This is a genomic window from Aliagarivorans taiwanensis DSM 22990, from assembly GCF_000429505.1.
GTDB classification, from domain to species: domain Bacteria; phylum Pseudomonadota; class Gammaproteobacteria; order Enterobacterales; family Celerinatantimonadaceae; genus Aliagarivorans; species Aliagarivorans taiwanensis.
Genome location: NZ_AUBZ01000019.1, coordinates 50,616 through 69,927 on the forward strand (window position 1 = coordinate 50,616; position 19,312 = coordinate 69,927).

Here is a 19,312-nt window from a genome sequence, read left to right on the forward strand (position 1 = left end):
CCACCATCTTGCCAGCGGGCATGGTTTACGCTAGCGTGCATGGCACTTGCACTAACCTTTTGGGGCCAAGCTAAACCACCATGAAGCAGTTTTTTGACTTTATACCCTTAATTATTTTCTTTGCCGCTTACAAGTTTTACGACATCTATGCGGCCACCTTGGCACTGATCGTCGCAACCGCCGTACTATTGGCCTACAGCTGGCTACGCCACAAGAAAGTCGAGCATATGCACCTGATCTCCTTCGTACTGATCGTGTTCTTTGGTGGCCTCACCTTGGTTTTGCGCGACGACAACTTTATCAAGTGGAAGCCAACGGTTATCAACTGGCTGTTTGGTGTAATTCTGCTTGGCAGCCAGCTGATCTTCAAACAACCCATCATCAAGAAAATGCTGGGCAAAGAGATGACCCTACCGGATAAGATCTGGAATCGCGTCAACGCCGCCTGGGCCCTGTTCTTTGTAGGCAGTGGCGTGCTCAACCTGATCGTCGCCTTTCAATTCTCAGAAGCGGTATGGGTGAACTTTAAGGTGTTCGGTCTGCTCGGCCTGACCCTGCTGTTTACTGTCGCCTCAGTGCTATACCTCTATCGCCATTTGCCAAAAGAGCAACAAGAACAAACTTTGGAAAACAATAAGGACGTTTAATTATGTGGTACCTGATCTACTCAGAAGACATCGCTAACAGCCTGCCACTGCGCAAACAAGCCCGTCCAGCGCACCTGGCGCGTCTGGAAGCCTTGCGTGACGAAGGCCGCTTGTTGGTCGCCGGCCCTAACCCGGCCATTGATGCTGAAGACCCAGCAGAGGCTGGTTTTACCGGCTCTACGGTCATCGCTGAGTTTGAGAGCCTGGAAGAGGCGCGACGCTGGGCCGATGCCGACCCTTACGTAGATGCCGGTGTTTATCAAAAGGTTATCGTTAAACCCTTTAAAAAGGTGCTGCCTTAACTCACCCGGAGCGGCAGACTAACCGGTCTGCCGCTGTCTTTCTCCTCCCTTGAACGCCACTAATAATATTTTTGTCATTTTTAAATCTTCTGACTACGCTGGTTAATGACGGTAATGTCAAAGAGGATAAAAAATGAGAAAACTACTAACTGCTTTAGCAACCGCACTACTTCTCAGTACTCAGGTCTACGCCAACGAATCCATGGCGCCGGACGCTGTCGACATCAACTCAGCAACGGTGGAACAGTTGGTGGAGTTAAAAGGCATTGGCCCGCAAAAATCCGAGGCGATCGTCGCCTATCGGGAGCAACACGGCGGGTTTAACTCCATTGAAGAGATCGTGTTAGTGCCGGGTATCGGCGAGAAGATCTACTTGGATAACCGCGAGGTATTGACCATAAAATAGCCATAAACGCCGCCAAGTCAGGGGTTTGGCGGCATTCCAGAAACCCTTTTCTTTTTTCCTTCATCTCTCCGTGATAAATTCTCAGCCAGTTAATTAGACAATGGATACTCCCCCATGGGCAAACTTGTACGCAAAGCCGTATTACCCGTCGCAGGTCTTGGCACACGGATGCTGCCAGCCACCAAAGCGATCCCCAAAGAGATGCTGCCAATCGTCGATAAGCCGTTGATTCAATATGTGGTTCAAGAAGCCATTGAAGCCGGCATCAAGGAGATTGTGCTGGTGACCCACTCCAGTAAAAACTCCATCGAAAACCACTTCGATACCAGTTTTGAACTGGAAGCGACCTTGGAGAAACGGGTTAAGCGTCAGTTGCTCGACGAGATCCGCTCCATCTGTCCTAAAGACGTCACCATCATGCAAGTACGCCAAGGGGTGGCCAAGGGCTTGGGCCATGCCATCCTTTGTGCCTTGCCACTGGTTGGCGAAGAGCCGTTTGCTGTGTTACTGCCAGATGTGATCATCGATGATGCCGCCAGCGATCTGCGCAAGGACAACTTGGCCGAGATGATTGCCCATTTTGAAGAGGACAAGCTCAGTCAGGTGATGGTGGATGCGGTGGCCGATGAGGATATCGACAAGTTCGGTATCGTCGATATCGGTGGCGTCGAGATCGCCCCGGGACAATCAGCAAACATCGTGACTACAGTTGAGAAGCCCAAACGTGAGGAAGCGCCGTCTAACTTGGCGGTAGTGGGCCGCTACGTGCTGTCGGCAGCAATCTGGCAAGAGCTGTCACGCACCCTACCTGGTGCGGGCGACGAGATCCAGCTGACCGATGCCATTGCCAGCTTGATGCAAAAAGAGGGTGTGCAAGCTTACGCGATGCGCGGTAAGAGCCACGACTGCGGCGGCAAACTTGGCTATATGCAAGCCAATGTCGAATATGGGCTGCGCCACCCCAAACACGGTGCGGCATTCAGAGAGTACCTGAAGACCCTCAAGCTGTAGTCATTGACTCGCATAGAAAAACCTCGGCAATGCCGAGGTTTTTTGCTTTTGGGAGCCGCTTAGCTGGCAGAGGCGAAGCCGCCACCACCTGAGCCACCTCCACCAGCGCCTGCCCCGGGTAAAGCAGGCGCAGCAGGTGCTGGAGCGGGTGTTCCAGCAGCTGGCGCTCCACCAGCGGCAGTAGGCGCAGCCACTGCCGTTGGATCTACCCCAGCCACAATGGCCGCTTGTACTAGAGCCTCGGCAGACACACCTGCGTTAGCCGCAACCTCAGCAATGCCGCTGGCTTGCGCTGGTGCCGCAGACATCGCTGCTTCAGTAATCAACTGCGCTTGCTCAGGCGCCGCACTCATTGCAGCAGAGCTAATGACAGCCGCTAATTCAGGAGCCGCTGCTGCGGCAGCCGAAGTGATAGCAACCGCTTGAGTAGGGTTAGCGGCAACTAAGCTCTCTACTGCAGCGCCGGCCATCGCAGGCGCAACCGCAGCAATTTCAGCCGCAATCTGCTCTGCACTCATTCCCTCTGCTATTGCATTCGCTACAACTTCATCCGCGCTTAGACCACTCTCTACGTCACCCGAAATGTCGGCTAAAACGACATTACTCGCGAGACATAAGGCGAGAAGCCAGCGCTTGATCTTAATACTACGCATATTTCCTCCGTGAAAACTCAATAACCCAACTAACTATCATTCGCGCCTTACATGACGACATGGTCAATAACAGTATATTTTGATGCCAGAACAAATAAAGCAAGTTTAGTTCCCGTTTTAAAAAAAATATTTTATAAGATTTTTCATGAGGTTACTAATCACACATTAGAAAGTTATCGATAAACTGTAAGTAATCTCGACACCTGCAAATTCTTGATCTCCATCACACTGTTTTGTTCTGGAACACCTCCTCTCTTGAACCTCGAATATCACGCTATTGTTCTCTAAGATAAGCCGGACAATCTTCGGCTCTCGCAAAATCAAGACCTTACTAACCACACAATTAGCTGCTAGCTCCGTTCACCCATCAACTGTAAAAAAAGCTGACAGTCTGATTGCCCTCTTTATTCAGATACATACCCCTGCCTTGGCATCCGCGCTGCAATCGCCCCCAAGCTTAAGATAATCACGAAACTAGCCGCATTTGCCGGGGCCTGCAGGTTAAAGTCAACACTGATGTGGATAAGCATTGCAATAATGGCCATCGCACAGGCCAAGGTAGTCGCTTTCATCAGTGGATCTTTGCGCGTGTACATAGTCACCAGACAACGCCCCAATACAAGTAGTACCACCAGTGCTAACACCGCACTCGCTACCACCCCGGATTCAATCACAAACTGTAAATAGTCGTTGTGGGCATGGTCGTAGAAATGCGTCATTGGCTCAGGAGCATAGTTCTGGAACAGTGCATAGAAACTACCCGCCCCAGACCCCGTTAGCCAAAAATCTTGAACTAGAGGCCAACTCCAGTTCAGCACGTCTACCCGCCCTTCTTCTACCAACACGGTTGCCTCAAGGCGCTCCCGCAGTTTGCTCAAACCAAACAACGAGCTAACCACCAGCACATCGATAATTAACAGACTGGCAAACAAGATAGTGAGAGAACGAGGTCGATGCTTGTAAAGCAGTAAGGCCAAAACAGCACCCAGTAAAGTCGTGATAAACAAGGCGCTGTTGCCCATGCGCGAGCGAGACATCACCAAGCCAATCACCATAATCACCATACAAAGACGCACTAGCATCTTTGCACTTAGCAAGGCTTCGACAAGTCGTCGCATCCGATGTCGCCAACTATGTGCTCCCAGCAAGTTTAAGTCTGCAACCACCAGACCTAAGCCCATGCAGATGCATAGCAGTAGGTAATTGGCAAAGTGGTTTTTGTAAACAAACGAGCCTGTGGCTATATCGCCAATCACCATCGCGAACACCGGCGATAGGCTTACGCCAGAGAGAACTAGCATTGCCCCGTAAAAAGCCTGAAATGTACCACTCACTACAAATGCCGTCATCACAGCGCGGATCCGCTCTGGTGAATGGATCAAGACCCCGCAGTTAAACATTAACAGCAAGTAGCTGATACCTTTAAGCAACGCGACATGGGTCTGCTGAGGATCTACCGAGACAGATGCCGATTCATGAACAATCCGAACATCGGCTGTGGACTGCCACAACGAGGCCGCGCCAGGGCTCACTTTCGCCAGCCACTCAATAGGTAAACTCAGCAATTGCAACAACGTAAACACTTGGAATAGTGCAACCCCGGCCAACAGCCAGCGCAAAGGTTTAAGCCAGCGCCAAGGAATGGCCTCGCGGCAGCACCACAATATGAGTATTGTCTGGATGGCAATCAATAGCTCCATCAACGACCACGCCCAAGGTCGGTTGCTGCCAAGTGGCAGAGGTAACCAAACCACTAATATGAGCAACAAAGCAAACGCCAACCGCTCTACACGGTGTGATAAAAGTACCATCTGTGCATCCTAGCCTTGAGTTATTCCAACCACTGCAGGCCTATCAGTTAGGCTTGCAGCGTTTCCTTTACAGGTTTGCGCAATACTGCCCGGAGTTTCGACAAATAACCGCAACCCTCGTTGTTCACCATAGCGCTCAACCACCCACTGAAATGCGCGCTTCAAATCTGGTGCGCGCTTATCTAGGCCATGGCAATCACTGGCCACCACATCCACTAAATCTTGCTCCAGCATCTTAAGGGCAAAGCCTTGGGCCTGCTCTCGAAACTCCCCCAAAAAACTACCCGCAGTCACCTGAAATAAGCACCCCATACGGCGCCACTGCTGCAAGTAATACGGCTCCTTCCACAAGCCGCGATTGCGCTCGGGATGAGCGATAAGCGGAATGATGTCACGCGCTTTTAGCCACTTAATCAAATTGTTCACCCCTTGCGGCACATGCCCATGGGGTAACTCCAGTAGTAATACCTGTAGCCCCTGCCACTCTCCCAATAAGGGTAATACGCCTTGCTCGTGCCACAGCATAATCTCTGGGCTTAAGTGCACTTCGGCAGCAAAGTGGAGCTGGATATCTAAACCACGCGATTCAATGGCATTCAGCAGCAACCGATAAGGTTGCGCAATCGTCGCCAAGCTGTTTTCAAATACACCGGGTAACATATGCGGAGTGGCCACCATCACCTTGGTACCGCAAGCTTGGGCCAGCTCTAACATGGCCATGCTCTGCGCCAAATCTTTCGCGCCGTCATCAATGCCCGGTAACACATGGCAGTGTAAATCAACGAAGTTCATCGACCTGCCTTGGCGAAGCCAGCACATCCGTAATCGCTTTGATTACTAACCAACACGCTAAGCCCAAACACACCCCGAGGTAATTAGCAGCCAAGTCTCCCCACGAAAACTGGCGCGTAGGTACGAACATCTGGTGCAGCTCCACGAGACTCACCACGCCTCCCCAAAACACTAACACCAACAAAATACGTGAGGGGTCAGAGTTAACACGGAAAGAGTCAACAAACAGCAGTACAGCCACGGTACTCAGCGTGGCACACCCCAAATGAAGCACTTTGTCGCCACCGAGTAATACCTCGAGGTAATGCAGTTCATCCAGAAACCAGCCGAAGCTCTTAGACAAATCGCCAAGTGCTAACAAAACACAAAACAGCAAACACAGTAAGCGAAGTAAAGCGGTCATTATTTTGCTCCTATTTACAAAAGGGCTTGGCTGCTACGTGCTTACTGAACTGTAACAACGCACAAGCACGTTGACGAGCTTCAGCGTCGACCAGTTGCCGATTAAACATCCACATGGCAGCGGGGTAATCGACAAGCGTAAAAAGCGCGCTACTCACCTGACGCCGCTGATCACTACTTAACTCGGGCCAAAAGCGCAGCCCCAACTCTGCGGCCCCCATCAGCGAACTCAAGCCCGAAGGGGCAATAGCCAAAGCCTGCTCCAACCAGGGATACCACTGGTCAGTTGGCTCACCGGCTTGAATGCGGTTGCGGGCCACGGCCACATAGCTGTCCGGCCAGCTAGGCCGCAAGCGGATCGCCTCATAGTAATGTGCGTAAGCTTGCTGCAAGTTATGCTGATTAACCAAAGGTTTATCTTCGGTATCACTGGCCAACACTAACTGATAGAAGTTGCGCCACTCGGCCTGTTTGGCGGCTAAGGTTTGGTAGAAAGCAACATCAGCCCCCGTTATTAGCATCGAGCCCGAGACTTGCTCCGCCACCTGCAGGTTGTCTCGGGTTAGCCATGTGACACTATCGTCAGCCCAACGCTCGTGCCAAGTCCGTAATGCGTAAGCATAAAGATTGGTAGAGCCGACAGCAAAAGCCCCCACAGCTAACCACCCTGCCAGCAACACTAAGCATGCTAGCGGCAGCCAATGCAACAGCCCTTTCAGCACACGTTTGTCAGCTGAGCGGCTAGGTTGCGCCTCTGCGTGGGCTTGTTCAAAAGTAGCGTCCATTGCTTGACCTCCGTTTGGGGTTACCGGTTATTTAGTCGCGACTGTACAAGTCGCGGGTATATACCTTGTGTTCCACATCACTCAGCTCAGTTTCCATTCGATTGGAGACAATCACATCACAACTCGCCTTAAACTCGTCTAGGTCACGGATAACTGGTGAGTTGAAAAAATGCGACTCCTTAAGCACCGGCTCGTATACCACCACTTCAATGCCCTTGGCTTTAATTCTCTTCATCACCCCCTGTACCGACGACGCCCGAAAATTGTCGGAGCCCGCTTTCATCACCAAGCGGTAGATACCTACTCGCTTAGGTTCGCGGCGGATAATCGACTCGGCGACAAAATCTTTACGCGTATGGTTAGCATCGACAATGGCGCGGATTAAGTTGTTGGGCACACTATCGTAGTTAGCCAACAGTTGCCGGGTATCTTTAGGTAGACAGTAGCCACCATAACCAAAGGATGGATTGTTGTAGTGATTGCCGATCCGAGGGTCCAAACCCACACCCTCAATGATTTGCTTACTGTCTAAGCCATGCGCTTCGGCATAACTATCGAGCTCATTGAAGTAGGCAACGCGCATCGCCAAATAGGTGTTTGAAAACAGCTTAACCGCCTCAGCTTCGGTGGAGTTGGTGAAAAGAACGGCAATGTCGCTTTTCTCTGCGCCTTGTTGCAGGAGTTCAGCAAAACATTGTGCCCGTTCACTTTGCTCGCCCACAATAATGCGCGAAGGGTAAAGGTTGTCGTACAGTGCTCGTCCTTCGCGCAGAAACTCAGGCGAGAACATGATTTTGTCGTGACCAGTTTGCTGTTTGATTTGCTCGGTAAAGCCAACCGGAATGGTTGACTTGATGACTATGCTAGCCTTTGGGTTTAGCGCGATAACATCGCGAATAACAGACTCAACACTAGTGGTATTAAAATAGTTAGTTTCTGGGTCATAGTCAGTAGGGGTTGCAACAATGACAAACTCTGCATTGGCATAGGCTTCAAGCTTGTCGAGAGTGGCAATAAAATCAAGCGCCTTGTTGGCCACAAAGTCTTCCATTTCCTGGTCCACAATCGGCAGCTGCTTTCGGTTAATCTGCTCTACCTGCGCGGGGCTAATATCCAGCGCCACCACTTGATGGTGTTGTGCCAACAAAAAGGCATTCGAGAGGCCTACGTAGCCTGTTCCTACTACTGCTATTTTCATCAGTCTCTCCCTGAATCTGATGTACTTAAACTGTCTGTTCAAAGCCCGTGAGCTGTTACATGTCTGCGTTGGCGACTTCACCGCTTGGGTGTAAATACCACTGAGTATGCTGATGCACATCATCGCAGGCTAAGGCCTCATCAATGTCAAACCAGCAATAGTCACCATGCTGTTCAGCGGGTAGATCGGCGAGTGGCAAATCGAGCACATAGCGGTAAGCTAGCACTACATAATGGGTAGAAAACTGGTTTGCTGACTCCCCCTCATCAAAAAACACGTTATCGTGATAAAAATGCTCAAAGGTGCCTAAGAACTTACCCTCACTTAACTGCAAAGCAACGCCCAGCTCATCCCGAGTTAAACGCTGTAGGGCACTCGCCATAGTTTCATCTTTAACAATTCGTCCACCCGGAACAAACCAACAGCCTTGTGCGGGACGATTCAATCTACGCCCCAGCAATACTTGCCCTTGAGGGTTTTGCACCACCAAATCGATAGAGACCAGCGGGGTACTCGCTATCACCGCAGAAAACGTGGCTTTAGGTAAGTAGCTCATCCCCTAAAGGCCTCTTGATTTGCCAAAAACCATTGATAACTACTGCGCAGGCCGTCTTCCAAATCTATTTGATAGCGCCAGCCCAGATCGGCCAAGCGACTTACGTCCATGAGTTTGCGTGGGGTGCCATCAGGTTTAGTGGCATCAAAGCGAATTGCACCTTCAAAACCCACCACCTTTGCCACGGTTTCTACCAACTCGCGAATGGTGCAGTCGACCCCGGTGCCAACATTAATGTGGCTTAGCATGAGATCGGTACTCGCTTGATAGCTCGCGTTGTCTAGCTCCATGACGTGCACGCTGGCAGCGGCCATATCGTCTACATGGAGAAACTCACGCATTGGTTTGCCCGTACCCCACGCTACGACCTCAGCATCGCCGCTTAGCTTGGCCTCGTGAAAACGACGGATCAGCGCCGGAATCACATGGCTGTTTTCCGGGTGAAAATTATCATTAGGGCCATATAAGTTGGTGGGCATAACACTGCGATAATCACGCCCGTACTGGCGGTTATAACTTTCACACAATTTGATACCGGCAATTTTGGCAATGGCATAGGGCTCATTAGTCGGCTCTAGCTCACCGGTAAGTAAGGCGCTCTCGGCCATAGGTTGGGCAGCGAGTTTGGGGTATATACACGACGAGCCCAAAAACAGTAACTTACTCACTCCCGCTAAGTGCGCAGCGTGGATAATATTGCACTCGATCATCAGGTTCTGATAGATGAAGTCGGCGGGGTAGGAATTATTAGCCACAATGCCACCCACCTTCGCTGCCGCTAAATACACCTGATCGATCGCCTGCTCAGCAAAGAACGCCTGTACGGCTTGCTGGTCTAGCAAGTTCAACTCATCGCGGCTGCGCACCACCAGCTCTACATTGCCTCTTGCCTGTAGCTGGCGAACGATCGCAGAACCAACCATCCCACGATGGCCGGCAACAAAGACTCGCATCATGGCTTCTCCTAGTTTTCTACCGCCATACTGACATCAAATCCATGGGTTTTGAGCAAGGCATGGCGTTTGGCTTTATCTAAATCTCCGGCAACCATTTCACTACACATTTGCTCAACGGTAATCTCTGGGACCCAACCTAATTTAGCCTTGGCTTTAGCGGGATCACCCAATAAGGTTTCCACCTCTGCAGGTCGGAAGTAACGCGGGTCTACTTTTACAATGACATCGCCCACCTTTAGTGCTGGTGCATCGTTGCCATTAATCGCTGCAACAGTAGCAACCTCGTCGACGCCTTCGCCGGAGAAGGCTAACTCAATGCCTAACTCTTTAGCAGATAGCGTGACAAACTCACGTACCGAGATCTGCTTGCCTGTGGCGATAACGAAATCTTCGGCTTGATCTTGTTGCAGCATCATCCATTGCATCCGCACATAATCTTTGGCGTGGCCCCAATCACGCAGCGCATCCATATTCCCCAAATACAGGCAAGGCTCCAGCCCCTGGGCAATATTGGCCAAGCCTCGGGTAATTTTACGGGTAACAAAGGTTTCGCCACGGCGAGGAGACTCATGGTTAAACAAAATGCCATTACAGGCATACATGCCATAGGCTTCGCGATAGTTCACCGTAATCCAATAGGCATACATTTTGGCTACTGCATAGGGCGAGCGGGGGTGGAAGGGGGTAGTCTCTGTTTGTGGGATCTCTTGTACTAACCCATAGAGCTCCGAGGTGGAGGCTTGATAGAAACGCGTTTTCTTCTCTAGCCCCAAAAAGCGAATGGCTTCCAATAAGCGGAGCGTACCCATGGCATCGACATCGGCAGTATATTCAGGCGCTTCAAACGATACAGCCACATGGGATTGTGCACCAAGGTTGTACACCTCGTCTGGCACCACTTCACGCAAGATGCGAGTTAGGTTGGAGGTATCGGTGAGGTCGCCATAATGTAAGAAGAAACGTGGATTTTCTGCCTGCAAACGATCTTCATAGATATGATCAACCCGTTCTGTGTTAAACAGCGACGAACGGCGCTTAATACCATGAACTTCGTAGCCCTTCTCCAGCAAAAACTCTGCTAAGTAAGAACCATCTTGACCGGTGATACCGGTAATCAGTGCGACTTTATTGGTCATAGCTGTACTCCGTTACGTCGTTCTTTACTAAAGCCGAAAGATCATCAGCAAACCGCGCAATCACCTTAGCTTTGTTCAAGTTTTCTACCGCGTATTCCCGCGCGATAGTGTTGGTAGAAGTGGTGTCAGTAGCAAGGACCTGCTTTAAACCTTTTATAAACGCGTCAGTATTTTCAGGCTCAACGCAGGTATAAATGCCTGGATATTTTGTGGCGATTTTTCCTAGCTCCGTATCGGCTTCGGCTGTCACCAAAGCATGCCCGCCGGCTGAGAGAATATTAGTAAGCTTTGAGGGCAGAACCGCGTCGGCTGCGCCTTTCCTTTGCACCACCAAATGCACATCGGCCATGGCTAATATCTGTGGGACATCTTCCCAAGGCTGCAAAGGCATAAACTGCAGGTTAGATAAGCCCCGCTCATCAGCCAATTGCTCTAGTGTGTTGCGGTAGGCGCCTGAGCCAATAATCACAAACTTCACCTCTGAGTGTCCCGCTAGCGCCTCGGCGGCATCGAGTACCACCTCCAAGCCCTGCTTTTGGCCAATGTTGCCCGAGTAGAGCACCAACTTATCGGCCTCGTTAAAGCCCCACTCTTTACGCTTAGCCTTGCCACACACCTCAGGGGTAACAAAATCGGTGTCAGCCCAGTTAGGGAAGAACAATAACCGTTGCTTCGCTACACCTTTGGCGGCAGCGTTATCTAACATGCTATAGGAGATAGACGATACACAATCAAAGCGCTTGATTAGCCATGCCTCATAACCCTTAGCCAAACGAGCTAATAGCCCATGAGATGCCATGCCCAAGCCAAACATGGCATCGACCTCAAAGTCTTGAATATGCATCACCGACTTTGCGCCAGTTAGCTTGGCAAACAACAAGGCAGCAGGGGCACAAAAAAGGGTGGGTTGAACGCTTACTACTACGTCGGGTTTAGAACGCAATAGGCTAAATAAAGGAACCAATGAGCTGATAGCAAACGAGGCTAAATGCAACAATCGCTTGAGCGTACTGGGACTACGAGGCACATACAGCGGAGCTCGTTTTATCACCACACCATCAGCTACATTGGTGGACCAACGGTTTTTAAAGCCTTTATGTATTTGCCACTCAGGGTAGTAAGGCGGCGCAGTCACTACGTTAACGTGATGGTTTAATGCGACTAACTTACAAGCCATTTCACCGGAGTATTTGCCAATGCCGGTTAGCTCGGGAGCATAATTAATACCATATAGGACGATATTCAATCCTCTGCCCCCTGATTTGATAGCTGATAACCTGTTAATAACTCTAACTGTTTAACCTTGTCTTTGGGCAAGTCGTACTGCCCTAACACTTGTTCTGCTTCCATACACTTCAGATCAACCAGCGCTCGATACCAAAACCCTTGCATGAAATGGTAAGCAAAGCCCCTCGCACCATCCAAAAAACCTAACTGTATGAAGTAACGGTAAAGAAAATACTACAAAGGTCTTAAAAAATAAGGCAGTCGTTGATAAACCCGTTCTTTCAATAAGCGTTTTAGGCGGATCTTAAGCCCTGTATTCGGAGTCATTGTGGAATCGCTAGCGGAGTGTATTTTTCTTAACATTATGTCGATCATTTCACGAGTCGCATATTTATTGTGCTTATCAATAAACCAACTCACCGAATTAAGATTATCGTCATAAAATCCGCCCTTAAGTTCTACAGAATAACCGCTATCAAGTACAATATGCTCGTCCATCCACTTTTGCTCAATGTGCGCGGTTCCCTTACGAAACAAACGCAACATTGGCAGCGGGTAACGACCGCCAAAGCGCACCCATTTCCCTAGAAAAACATGTCGACGATTAAGAATAGCGCCATTACAATCCCCATCTGCGCTAGCCACAAAGTCAAGAATACTTCTCGTTAATTCGCCATCAATATACTCATCCGCATCAAGCCTCATAACCCATTCAGTCTGAATGTTACAGTTGTCCATAGCCCATTGGAACTGTTGGGCTTGGTTTACAAAAGCATTCTGATAAAAATCACCACCAAGGTTTGTTGACAGTTCTTTTGTCTTATCGGAAGAGTAAGAGTCGACTATAACGACTCTATCAACTATAGGAGCAATTGATTTGATACACCTTGATACGTGAACCTGTTCGTTATAGGTTAAAATCACAGCCGTTATTTTATTCCTAGAGGGCATTGCCACGATCCCTGGATTTAATTGGCTTGGCTGGATTTCCTCCATAAACAAGCCATGCATCTAAGTTTTTAAACACGGCTGAACGGGCGCCAACTACGGCACCTTCCCCTATATTTACACCGGGCCCTACAAATGCTTCAGCACAAATCCATGCTTCCTTTCCAATAACGACAGGCGACAACACCAACGGATGTAAAGAATCATTATAATTGTGCGTGCTCGCACAAAGGCTCACATTTTGACTTACTATCGCCCTCTCTCTAATTGTAATAAAGCCTTGATTATAAACACGAACCCCGGGGCCAATGGTAGCATTCGCTTCAACTTCTAGATTGGCAGGCAACCAGATATCTGCACTTGGGTAAATCCTCGCTAACTTATGCACACTGGCACCCATAACATTAAGAACCCAACACCTATAACGGAAAAGAGGAACTGGGCTAAACTTGAAAAAACAAAATTTCACGGACAACCAAAGAAAACGATAAAGCCTATCCTTTAGCGTAAAGACTGAATCATGTTGCGTTTTTTTCTCTAAAACCAGCATTTTTATCCCTCTAGTCTAGAGACAAAGTTAGGGCGTTCAGAATCACCATTCAACCATGAGTACAGCTTCAACAGTCTTTCTTTGACAATGCCCTTTTCGAACTCGCTAGAGATCAACTCCCTTGCCTTTAAATGCATTTCAATCTTTTCATCATAAGGTAATGAAAGATAATAAAGGATTCCGTTAGCTATAGAATCCTTAGTCGTCCCTATCTCAATGCTACATTTACCCTCGAAACCCTCATCAAGATTGCACGATTTAGTCATCAGAGTTGGCAACCCATAGCTCCAAGACTCTAGTATGGCCATGGGTAACCCCTCGCTAAAGGAAGGTAAAATAAAAAGATGGGAAGAAACGAAAGCTTCCTCTTTCTTGCGCCCGGTTACCTCGCCATGAAAGTTAACATTTGCACAAGACTCCACTACGTCTAAAAAGCTTTCGTAATATTCTCCCTTACCCCAGCCATATATATCCAACACTAACTTCGCTCCCGTTTCTGCCACCTGAGAAACTGCCTCAACAAGAGTTATCACATTTTTCTTTTTGTCGATCCTTCCGATATAAAGCAGTTTAAAAACCTGGCCTTCTATAACAGCAGTCGAAGTTGCTACAGGTAATTCAACCCCATTTGGTATTAACGCCACATCCCCTTGATAGCCAAACCTTTTCACATCCAAAATTTCTTTCCGAGTCAAAACCTGAAGCACATCTGCTTGTTGTATGTTTTCATTCTGAAATAACCAACGTAAAACTCTTTTTTGCCACGCTTTATTTTCAACAATCCATTTCTCTAACATACCATGAGGTGACACAACCAACTTGGCTCCTGTCAGCCTTTTTGCACTGGTTCCTACTACCGACAGGTAGTTCCATATGCCATGCTGATGTATTATTTCTGGGTGCCAGGCCTTTAACTGCTTCAGCATTTTCGGAAAGTAGGAAAACCTTCCCCTGAGAAACCCGGGAGAAAACGACAAGTTCACCTTTGAAACATCTACCACTTCGTTAAAGTTAGTTTCTTTAACTGAAAAAATAACACAGTCGACTTCACCACTAATACAACGAGCATGCTCTAGAACAACAACAGAAACTCCACCACCTGAACTAGTAACTGCATTAGCTATTATAGAAATTTTCATTTCGAGTAGACACCATTATTCAAGAACCCCTAACAAAACCGCTTCCAACATACCGTTTCAACTTGTATGCAACAAAAAATTTTATTACAAAAAAAGAAAGCCAAACGGCAAAAAAGTAATATGACCAAGATGTTAGCGCAAACACAGCCCTCGTTGCCATAAGCAAAAGTAGTGTTAAAACAAGGTACAGCACCGCATAATAAGGATTTCGTTTTGCATTAGAAAGATTATCGTCTAAAGAAGAAGCCACAAAAGCGTGCAACACAGAACCTATCAATATAGCAAAAACTCCTCCCACCCAATACAAATCACCAACGATAGATTCTGAAGTCCACGGTAACCTTTCCGGCCAAACATGTTCCATCTCATACTTAGGTTTTCCAGGCCATATAAACCTGGGTATCCAGTTCAAAAAAGCAACAGAAAGAAATGTCTTCAAATCAGTATAAGGAAACTTCTCAGGGACAAAATAAATAATATTGGTCAGCCAATAGAAGTTATCATCATGATGGAAGCCTACCGTTTCTCTACCTGTCTGGGACATTAAATCTGTTCCCATGTTTCCCCAACCGCTTACTCTTGCAAGAACCATCTGATCAAAGACAAACAACATGAAAACAATAAGCGTAGGGAAAACAAAAAAAGCGGCCACTTTACGCTTATCCAACAAAACCAAAACAGCCAACACTTGGCAAAATGAAAACAAAACCGGAGCCCTTGCTCCTTTTAAGGTATAAACCAAAATAACGAAGCAAATAAGCAATGCAAAAAACAACTTGGAAAAAATATTTCGAGACCAAGATGCTCGCAGCGTCAATAAACTAGGCAAAGCAAAAAAGCCTAACTCGCAAATCGTGTCAATCAAGCTTGCTATGTTTCCTCTCCCCTCTACAACATTTCTCAGAACTGTTGTAGAACGGCCTTTTGAAAGCTCAACAAAGACGTTCCAAAAGTCTAGATCAGTAAGATAAAGCCAACGTCCCCACTGAAGAACAACAAAAAACACTATCAAATAGGTTACAGGTTTTATTGGAATTGTAGAAGTTACCTTTACGTCGGACTCAGGAGCGGCTATCGACATCACTCGATGCAGCACTCCAAATCTCAAGTATCTATTAGCAAAGAAATATGCAACCTCAAACATCAGCACGTAAATATAAATCATTTTCAACGCAGAGAACAACATACTCCCCGAAAACTCATCAAGTCCATTTTGAACTAGAAGCGAATCTTGTAAGAGCAGAAAAACTAGCGATAACATTATTAAAGGCCTAGATTTAAGAAATGCTTTATCAGCCCCCCTAGCTAACTCTATGAAAAATACAGCAGAGATATAAGCTATCAGCAAAAAGGAAAACAAAGAAACAAGAAAATAGTTAGCAACACCTAGAGACTCTACAAGCCACATTAGCAAAAAGCATGCGGACAAAATCAAATACGCGATAACACTAGTCAAGCTGACCTCTTTTTTCATCAATAGACTTGTCAATTACATTCTTTATCGCTTTTGAATAGTTAGAGACGGAACACTTCTCACATGCGTCTATCGCATTTTGTGAGATCATCCCATACTCTGTCTCGTTAGCCATTAAGTTTGAGATAAATGCCTTAGCGCTATCGATATCTCTGTAATCACATATGTAGCCATCAAGTCCATGAGTCACTATGCTCCCTGAATTAGGAGAAGCAATCACTGGCACCCCCCTCGCCATTGCCTCGATAAGTGCTGATGGACACCCTTCGCAAGTGCTAGGAAAGTATACTGCATCAATACTATCTATGTAGCTAACCACCTTTTCACCGGGTACACTTCCTAGTAAATCCACATAACCTCTGAATTCTCGTTGGGCTATCTCACTGATGGCAACTGGTCCTAACATACTAAACTCACAGACGTCAGACATTTCCTTAGCTAGACTCAAGAAATAAGGAGCCCCTTTTCTTAGGGACACAGCACCTATAAAACCAACCCTAAAGACTCTATTTTTATTTAGTGTTCTCGCTCGACTACCAATCAATAAATCCTGACTAATAGGATAAGGTATAACCGTTACTTTTGAGCTATCCAGACCACTTTCTAACAGCTTTTCTTTTACAAAACTTGAAGCGCACGTGATGTGATCAAATAAAGGCCAAGATTCTTTTTCCACGCGGTCTATTATCTCCAAGTCCTTATTACCACAAGAGTCTTCCCAACCCGGCCATAGCTTTTGCTGTAACAAAGACTCTGAAATCTCAAACCATGCCGGCGCTATGATTTGATCTCCTATCAACACGTTTTTATCAGAAGCCTTTCTTAGCAACTTAGGGTGCACGTTTCTAATAAACACATGAAACACCGAATCTCGCGTCAAACTAGAACCAATTTTATCGCTGATTCTTTCGTTAACCCATGGGTATAGACTTTTATTGGAAAACTCAGTGTTATAAAGAGGTCTAAAAAGCGTATCCCTGACATAGCTAATTATTTTAACTTCATCTGTAAAAACCTCATACCTTTGCAACAATCTATCGCCCAACGCAGTATTAAAAACTCTAACAAGTCGAGCCAAAAAACTGTCTATACGCCCTGGGCTAGAAAACCACTCCACATGAATCTCTTTTAAATAGCCTATTTTGTCCAAGGCTTTTGGTATTTGATAACGAAGTCTGGAATGCCCTTGAATGAATATCACGCTACATTTCATCGAAGCCCCTCACTTTTACTGCAACTCATCAAACACACTGTTTAACTCCTTCAGCTTATTCATCTGTAACGTAGTGAAATCATGGTTAAATCCAGCCCCAACAAAAGGAATGTCGTTCACCTTATGGGCACTAATCTTGCGCGACTTTTCTTCCATGCCAACCATGTTAGACTTTGTGAACTTAAGTATAACCCGATCTACTTTTTCGTTTGAGACATTCAAATCCAAGAACGAGACTATCTCACCTAGCTTTTTCCTAGTGTCTATAACAAGGTCTTCATAAGAGACAAACAAAACATCGAATTTCTCTTTGTTTTGTCGATAAGATCTAACGTGCTGATCCCACCGCCCATAACCGTCAACCTGACCTTCAATGAAGGAGTCAAAAAAAGCCATGAAATCATTCTTGACTCTCCCCTCCCTGACATTGTGATTAAAGTAAGAAGCCACTACTTTTCTCACATCCCTGTAAACATATACGACCTTGCAATTTTTTTTAGGTAAAACATCACCATTTTCGTGAGTCTTAACAAGCATTCTTTTAAACTTTTTTCTAACTCTAAGTTGAGAAAGAAACTCTTCACTGCCAGGAGCAAAAACATCTACATTGTCGAAATCCACATTCAAGCCATACATCAACTCAACTAACATCAACTTTAGCCATGTGTTTCCAGATTTGGGGTAAGACGCCAAAATCACATCTTGTTCATTCACCAACTTCATATTCACAAAATTTCGAGCACTTCTTAAGAATTTGCTTTTTTGCAGTTTGTTCTTTATCAGTCTCAGCATTACTCACACCCTCTGGCAACTAACAACATACACTTTATTAATTTCCATCAAAAGAAACACACATACCCACCCGCCAAACACAGACGACCATATAGGAAAGGAATACACTCCCATTAAACCAGCACAAACAGCACTGACTACAACAGAAATAAAAGTCGTTGCAAAAAAAACAAACGAGTACCTCGTGTGTTTATTCACAGAAAGCAGAAACACTTCTAATATTTGCCAAACAGCCATAACCGCCGAATATATCAGCAAGAACCCAAACAATCGTTTATCAAACTCAAGGGAATCACCAACCCACAACTTAAATACCGACTCACCACAAAGCAATCCTAATAAGAAGTACAACAAGACAGCAAAGGGCATCACTCTTAAAACCTTGTTCAGCAACTCCCTAACTTTTAGCAAATCACCATTAGAGTTAAGTCTATTCACTTCGGACCACAGAGACCTTCCCAATATACTTACCAACTGCCCTCCACACCTAGTTAACAATCTAAGCGAGTTAAATACAGCAACTATTTGAGAACCAAACAACGCTCCAACAACAATCAGACTCCCTTGCAAGTAAATTGCATTTGAAATTGGCAGCAGCATAAATGCAATTGAACCAACCATGCTACTTCGAATATAAAACCAGCTAAAAGTCGTCTTCTTAGGGATTACGTGTCGAACGCTCCCCCTTATCAAAGCAAAAAGCACGAAGGCAACTAAAAGTAATGAAAACATCATTAAAAATGAAGACAGGACTGCCTTACCTCCAAGAACCGCTGAAATCAAAAGACTGAAAGTAAAGAAAAACCTGGCTACGGTTTGATAAATGATAGTTATATGATATCTACCAACACACCTAAAGCTAGAGGACGCGAAATTTATGATAAGGTTAAGGTACACTGCAACATACAAAAGTAAAAAGCTATAGAACGCCTCCGAATTAGATATATGGGAAAACGGATAATCGATAAAACTTGCAATAATCTTGGCAGATAAGGCGAGCAAGACAGCCACAAAAGCAAACACAAATGATATAAAAACAATGGTAGAGAAAAATACTTCTTTACACTTTTTGTACTCACGCCTTCTATAATGATTTTCGAGATCATTACTAGCAACGTTCACCAACCCTAAATCACTAAACATGAAAAAGGACGGTAGCGCAAACAAAACCAACCATTCACCATAATAAGGAGCCCCCCAATAACTAAGAAGAAGAGGGACAGAAACCAATTGAAGAATCATTGCAAGAGCGTTGCTCCCAGCCAGAGCAAGCATTGACTTAAAAACTCTACCAAACATTCTACGCAAAATCTC

21 protein-coding genes are annotated in these 19,312 nt (G+C 46.5%); 4 read left to right on the forward strand and 17 right to left on the reverse strand.

The features are described 5' to 3' along the window. The first annotated feature begins 80 nt into the window (after positions 1–80). The 4 genes from G462_RS0110355 to galU all read left to right on the forward strand — a co-directional run bounded on the left by G462_RS0110355 (position 81) and on the right by galU (position 2,366). Positions 81–647: a septation protein A gene (locus tag G462_RS0110355; protein WP_026958936.1), complete on the forward strand. Its 567-nt coding sequence runs from the start codon at positions 81–83 to the stop codon at positions 645–647. A gap of 2 nt (positions 648–649) precedes the next feature. Beyond that, a complete protein-coding gene (locus tag G462_RS0110360) occupies positions 650–949 on the forward strand; it encodes a YciI family protein (RefSeq protein ID WP_026958937.1) in 300 nt (99 codons plus the stop codon). Positions 950–1,082: 133 nt separating this feature from the next. Next, positions 1,083–1,355, forward strand: coding sequence for a ComEA family DNA-binding protein (locus G462_RS0110365; RefSeq protein ID WP_026958938.1), 273 nt, complete (start codon positions 1,083–1,085; stop codon positions 1,353–1,355). Between the two features lie 114 nt (positions 1,356–1,469). After that, on the forward strand, positions 1,470–2,366 hold the full coding sequence (gene galU, locus G462_RS0110370) for a UTP--glucose-1-phosphate uridylyltransferase GalU (protein WP_026958939.1): 897 nt from the start codon (positions 1,470–1,472) through the stop codon (positions 2,364–2,366). 59 nt (positions 2,367–2,425) lie between these two features. Here galU and G462_RS23930 read toward each other — a convergent pair whose 3' ends face one another. The 17 genes from G462_RS23930 to G462_RS0110455 form a co-directional block, all read right to left on the reverse strand. Then, the gene (locus G462_RS23930; RefSeq protein WP_051326670.1) at positions 2,426–2,884 is read right to left on the reverse strand and encodes a hypothetical protein; all 459 of its coding nucleotides are present in this window, start codon (positions 2,882–2,884) and stop codon (positions 2,426–2,428) included. A 539-nt stretch (positions 2,885–3,423) separates the two neighbouring features. Continuing rightward, positions 3,424–4,830, reverse strand: a complete 1,407-nt coding sequence (locus G462_RS0110380; protein ID WP_026958940.1) for an O-antigen ligase family protein — start codon at positions 4,828–4,830, stop codon at positions 3,424–3,426. A gap of 9 nt (positions 4,831–4,839) precedes the next feature. Beyond that, positions 4,840–5,622 (reverse strand): tyrosine-protein phosphatase, encoded by a 783-nt coding sequence (locus tag G462_RS22435; RefSeq protein ID WP_051326671.1) that lies wholly within the window; start codon positions 5,620–5,622, stop codon positions 4,840–4,842. Continuing rightward, complete coding sequence (locus tag G462_RS0110390) at positions 5,609–6,025, reverse strand: VanZ family protein (RefSeq protein WP_026958941.1); 417 nt, start codon at positions 6,023–6,025, stop codon at positions 5,609–5,611. Before G462_RS0110390 ends, G462_RS22435 begins: the two co-directional genes overlap by 14 nt. 10 nt (positions 6,026–6,035) lie before the next feature. After that, entirely contained in the window at positions 6,036–6,809 is a 774-nt protein-coding gene (locus tag G462_RS0110395) for a hypothetical protein (RefSeq protein ID WP_026958942.1), read from the reverse strand. Positions 6,810–6,840: 31 nt separating this feature from the next. Further along, on the reverse strand, positions 6,841–8,007 hold the full coding sequence (locus G462_RS0110400; RefSeq protein ID WP_026958943.1) for a nucleotide sugar dehydrogenase: 1,167 nt from the start codon (positions 8,005–8,007) through the stop codon (positions 6,841–6,843). 55 nt (positions 8,008–8,062) lie between these two features. Beyond that, positions 8,063–8,563, reverse strand: a complete 501-nt coding sequence (locus G462_RS0110405; protein ID WP_026958944.1) for a GDP-mannose mannosyl hydrolase — start codon at positions 8,561–8,563, stop codon at positions 8,063–8,065. Beyond that, complete coding sequence (gene fcl / locus G462_RS0110410) at positions 8,560–9,519, reverse strand: GDP-L-fucose synthase (protein WP_026958945.1); 960 nt, start codon at positions 9,517–9,519, stop codon at positions 8,560–8,562. Before fcl ends, G462_RS0110405 begins: the two co-directional genes overlap by 4 nt. An 8-nt stretch (positions 9,520–9,527) precedes the next feature. Then, positions 9,528–10,655 carry a GDP-mannose 4,6-dehydratase gene (gene gmd / locus G462_RS0110415; RefSeq protein ID WP_026958946.1) on the reverse strand — a complete coding sequence of 376 codons (1,128 nt, stop codon included), beginning with the start codon at positions 10,653–10,655 and terminating at the stop codon, positions 9,528–9,530. Beyond that, positions 10,645–11,901 (reverse strand): glycosyltransferase WbuB, encoded by a 1,257-nt coding sequence (locus tag G462_RS0110420; protein ID WP_026958947.1) that lies wholly within the window; start codon positions 11,899–11,901, stop codon positions 10,645–10,647. The genes gmd and G462_RS0110420 overlap by 11 nt, the downstream gene beginning before the upstream one ends. A 215-nt stretch (positions 11,902–12,116) precedes the next feature. After that, the gene (locus tag G462_RS22440; protein ID WP_169720162.1) at positions 12,117–12,878 is read right to left on the reverse strand and encodes a glycosyltransferase family 2 protein; all 762 of its coding nucleotides are present in this window, start codon (positions 12,876–12,878) and stop codon (positions 12,117–12,119) included. Then, entirely contained in the window at positions 12,823–13,380 is a 558-nt protein-coding gene (locus tag G462_RS22445) for an LbetaH domain-containing protein (protein ID WP_035477465.1), read from the reverse strand. The genes G462_RS22440 and G462_RS22445 overlap by 56 nt, the downstream gene beginning before the upstream one ends. Positions 13,381–13,382: 2 nt before the next feature. Next, positions 13,383–14,519, reverse strand: a complete 1,137-nt coding sequence (locus tag G462_RS0110435; protein ID WP_026958948.1) for a glycosyltransferase — start codon at positions 14,517–14,519, stop codon at positions 13,383–13,385. A 19-nt stretch (positions 14,520–14,538) separates the two neighbouring features. Then, a complete protein-coding gene (locus tag G462_RS0110440) occupies positions 14,539–15,975 on the reverse strand; it encodes an oligosaccharide repeat unit polymerase (RefSeq protein WP_169720163.1) in 1,437 nt (478 codons plus the stop codon). Next, a complete protein-coding gene (locus G462_RS0110445; protein ID WP_026958950.1) occupies positions 15,968–17,206 on the reverse strand; it encodes a glycosyltransferase family 4 protein in 1,239 nt (412 codons plus the stop codon). Before G462_RS0110445 ends, G462_RS0110440 begins: the two co-directional genes overlap by 8 nt. Positions 17,207–17,221: 15 nt before the next feature. Beyond that, on the reverse strand, positions 17,222–17,998 hold the full coding sequence (locus tag G462_RS0110450) for a sulfotransferase domain-containing protein (protein ID WP_026958951.1): 777 nt from the start codon (positions 17,996–17,998) through the stop codon (positions 17,222–17,224). A gap of 3 nt (positions 17,999–18,001) precedes the next feature. After that, on the reverse strand, positions 18,002–19,297 hold the full coding sequence (locus G462_RS0110455; RefSeq protein WP_026958952.1) for a lipopolysaccharide biosynthesis protein: 1,296 nt from the start codon (positions 19,295–19,297) through the stop codon (positions 18,002–18,004). Positions 19,298–19,312: the final 15 nt, after the last annotated feature.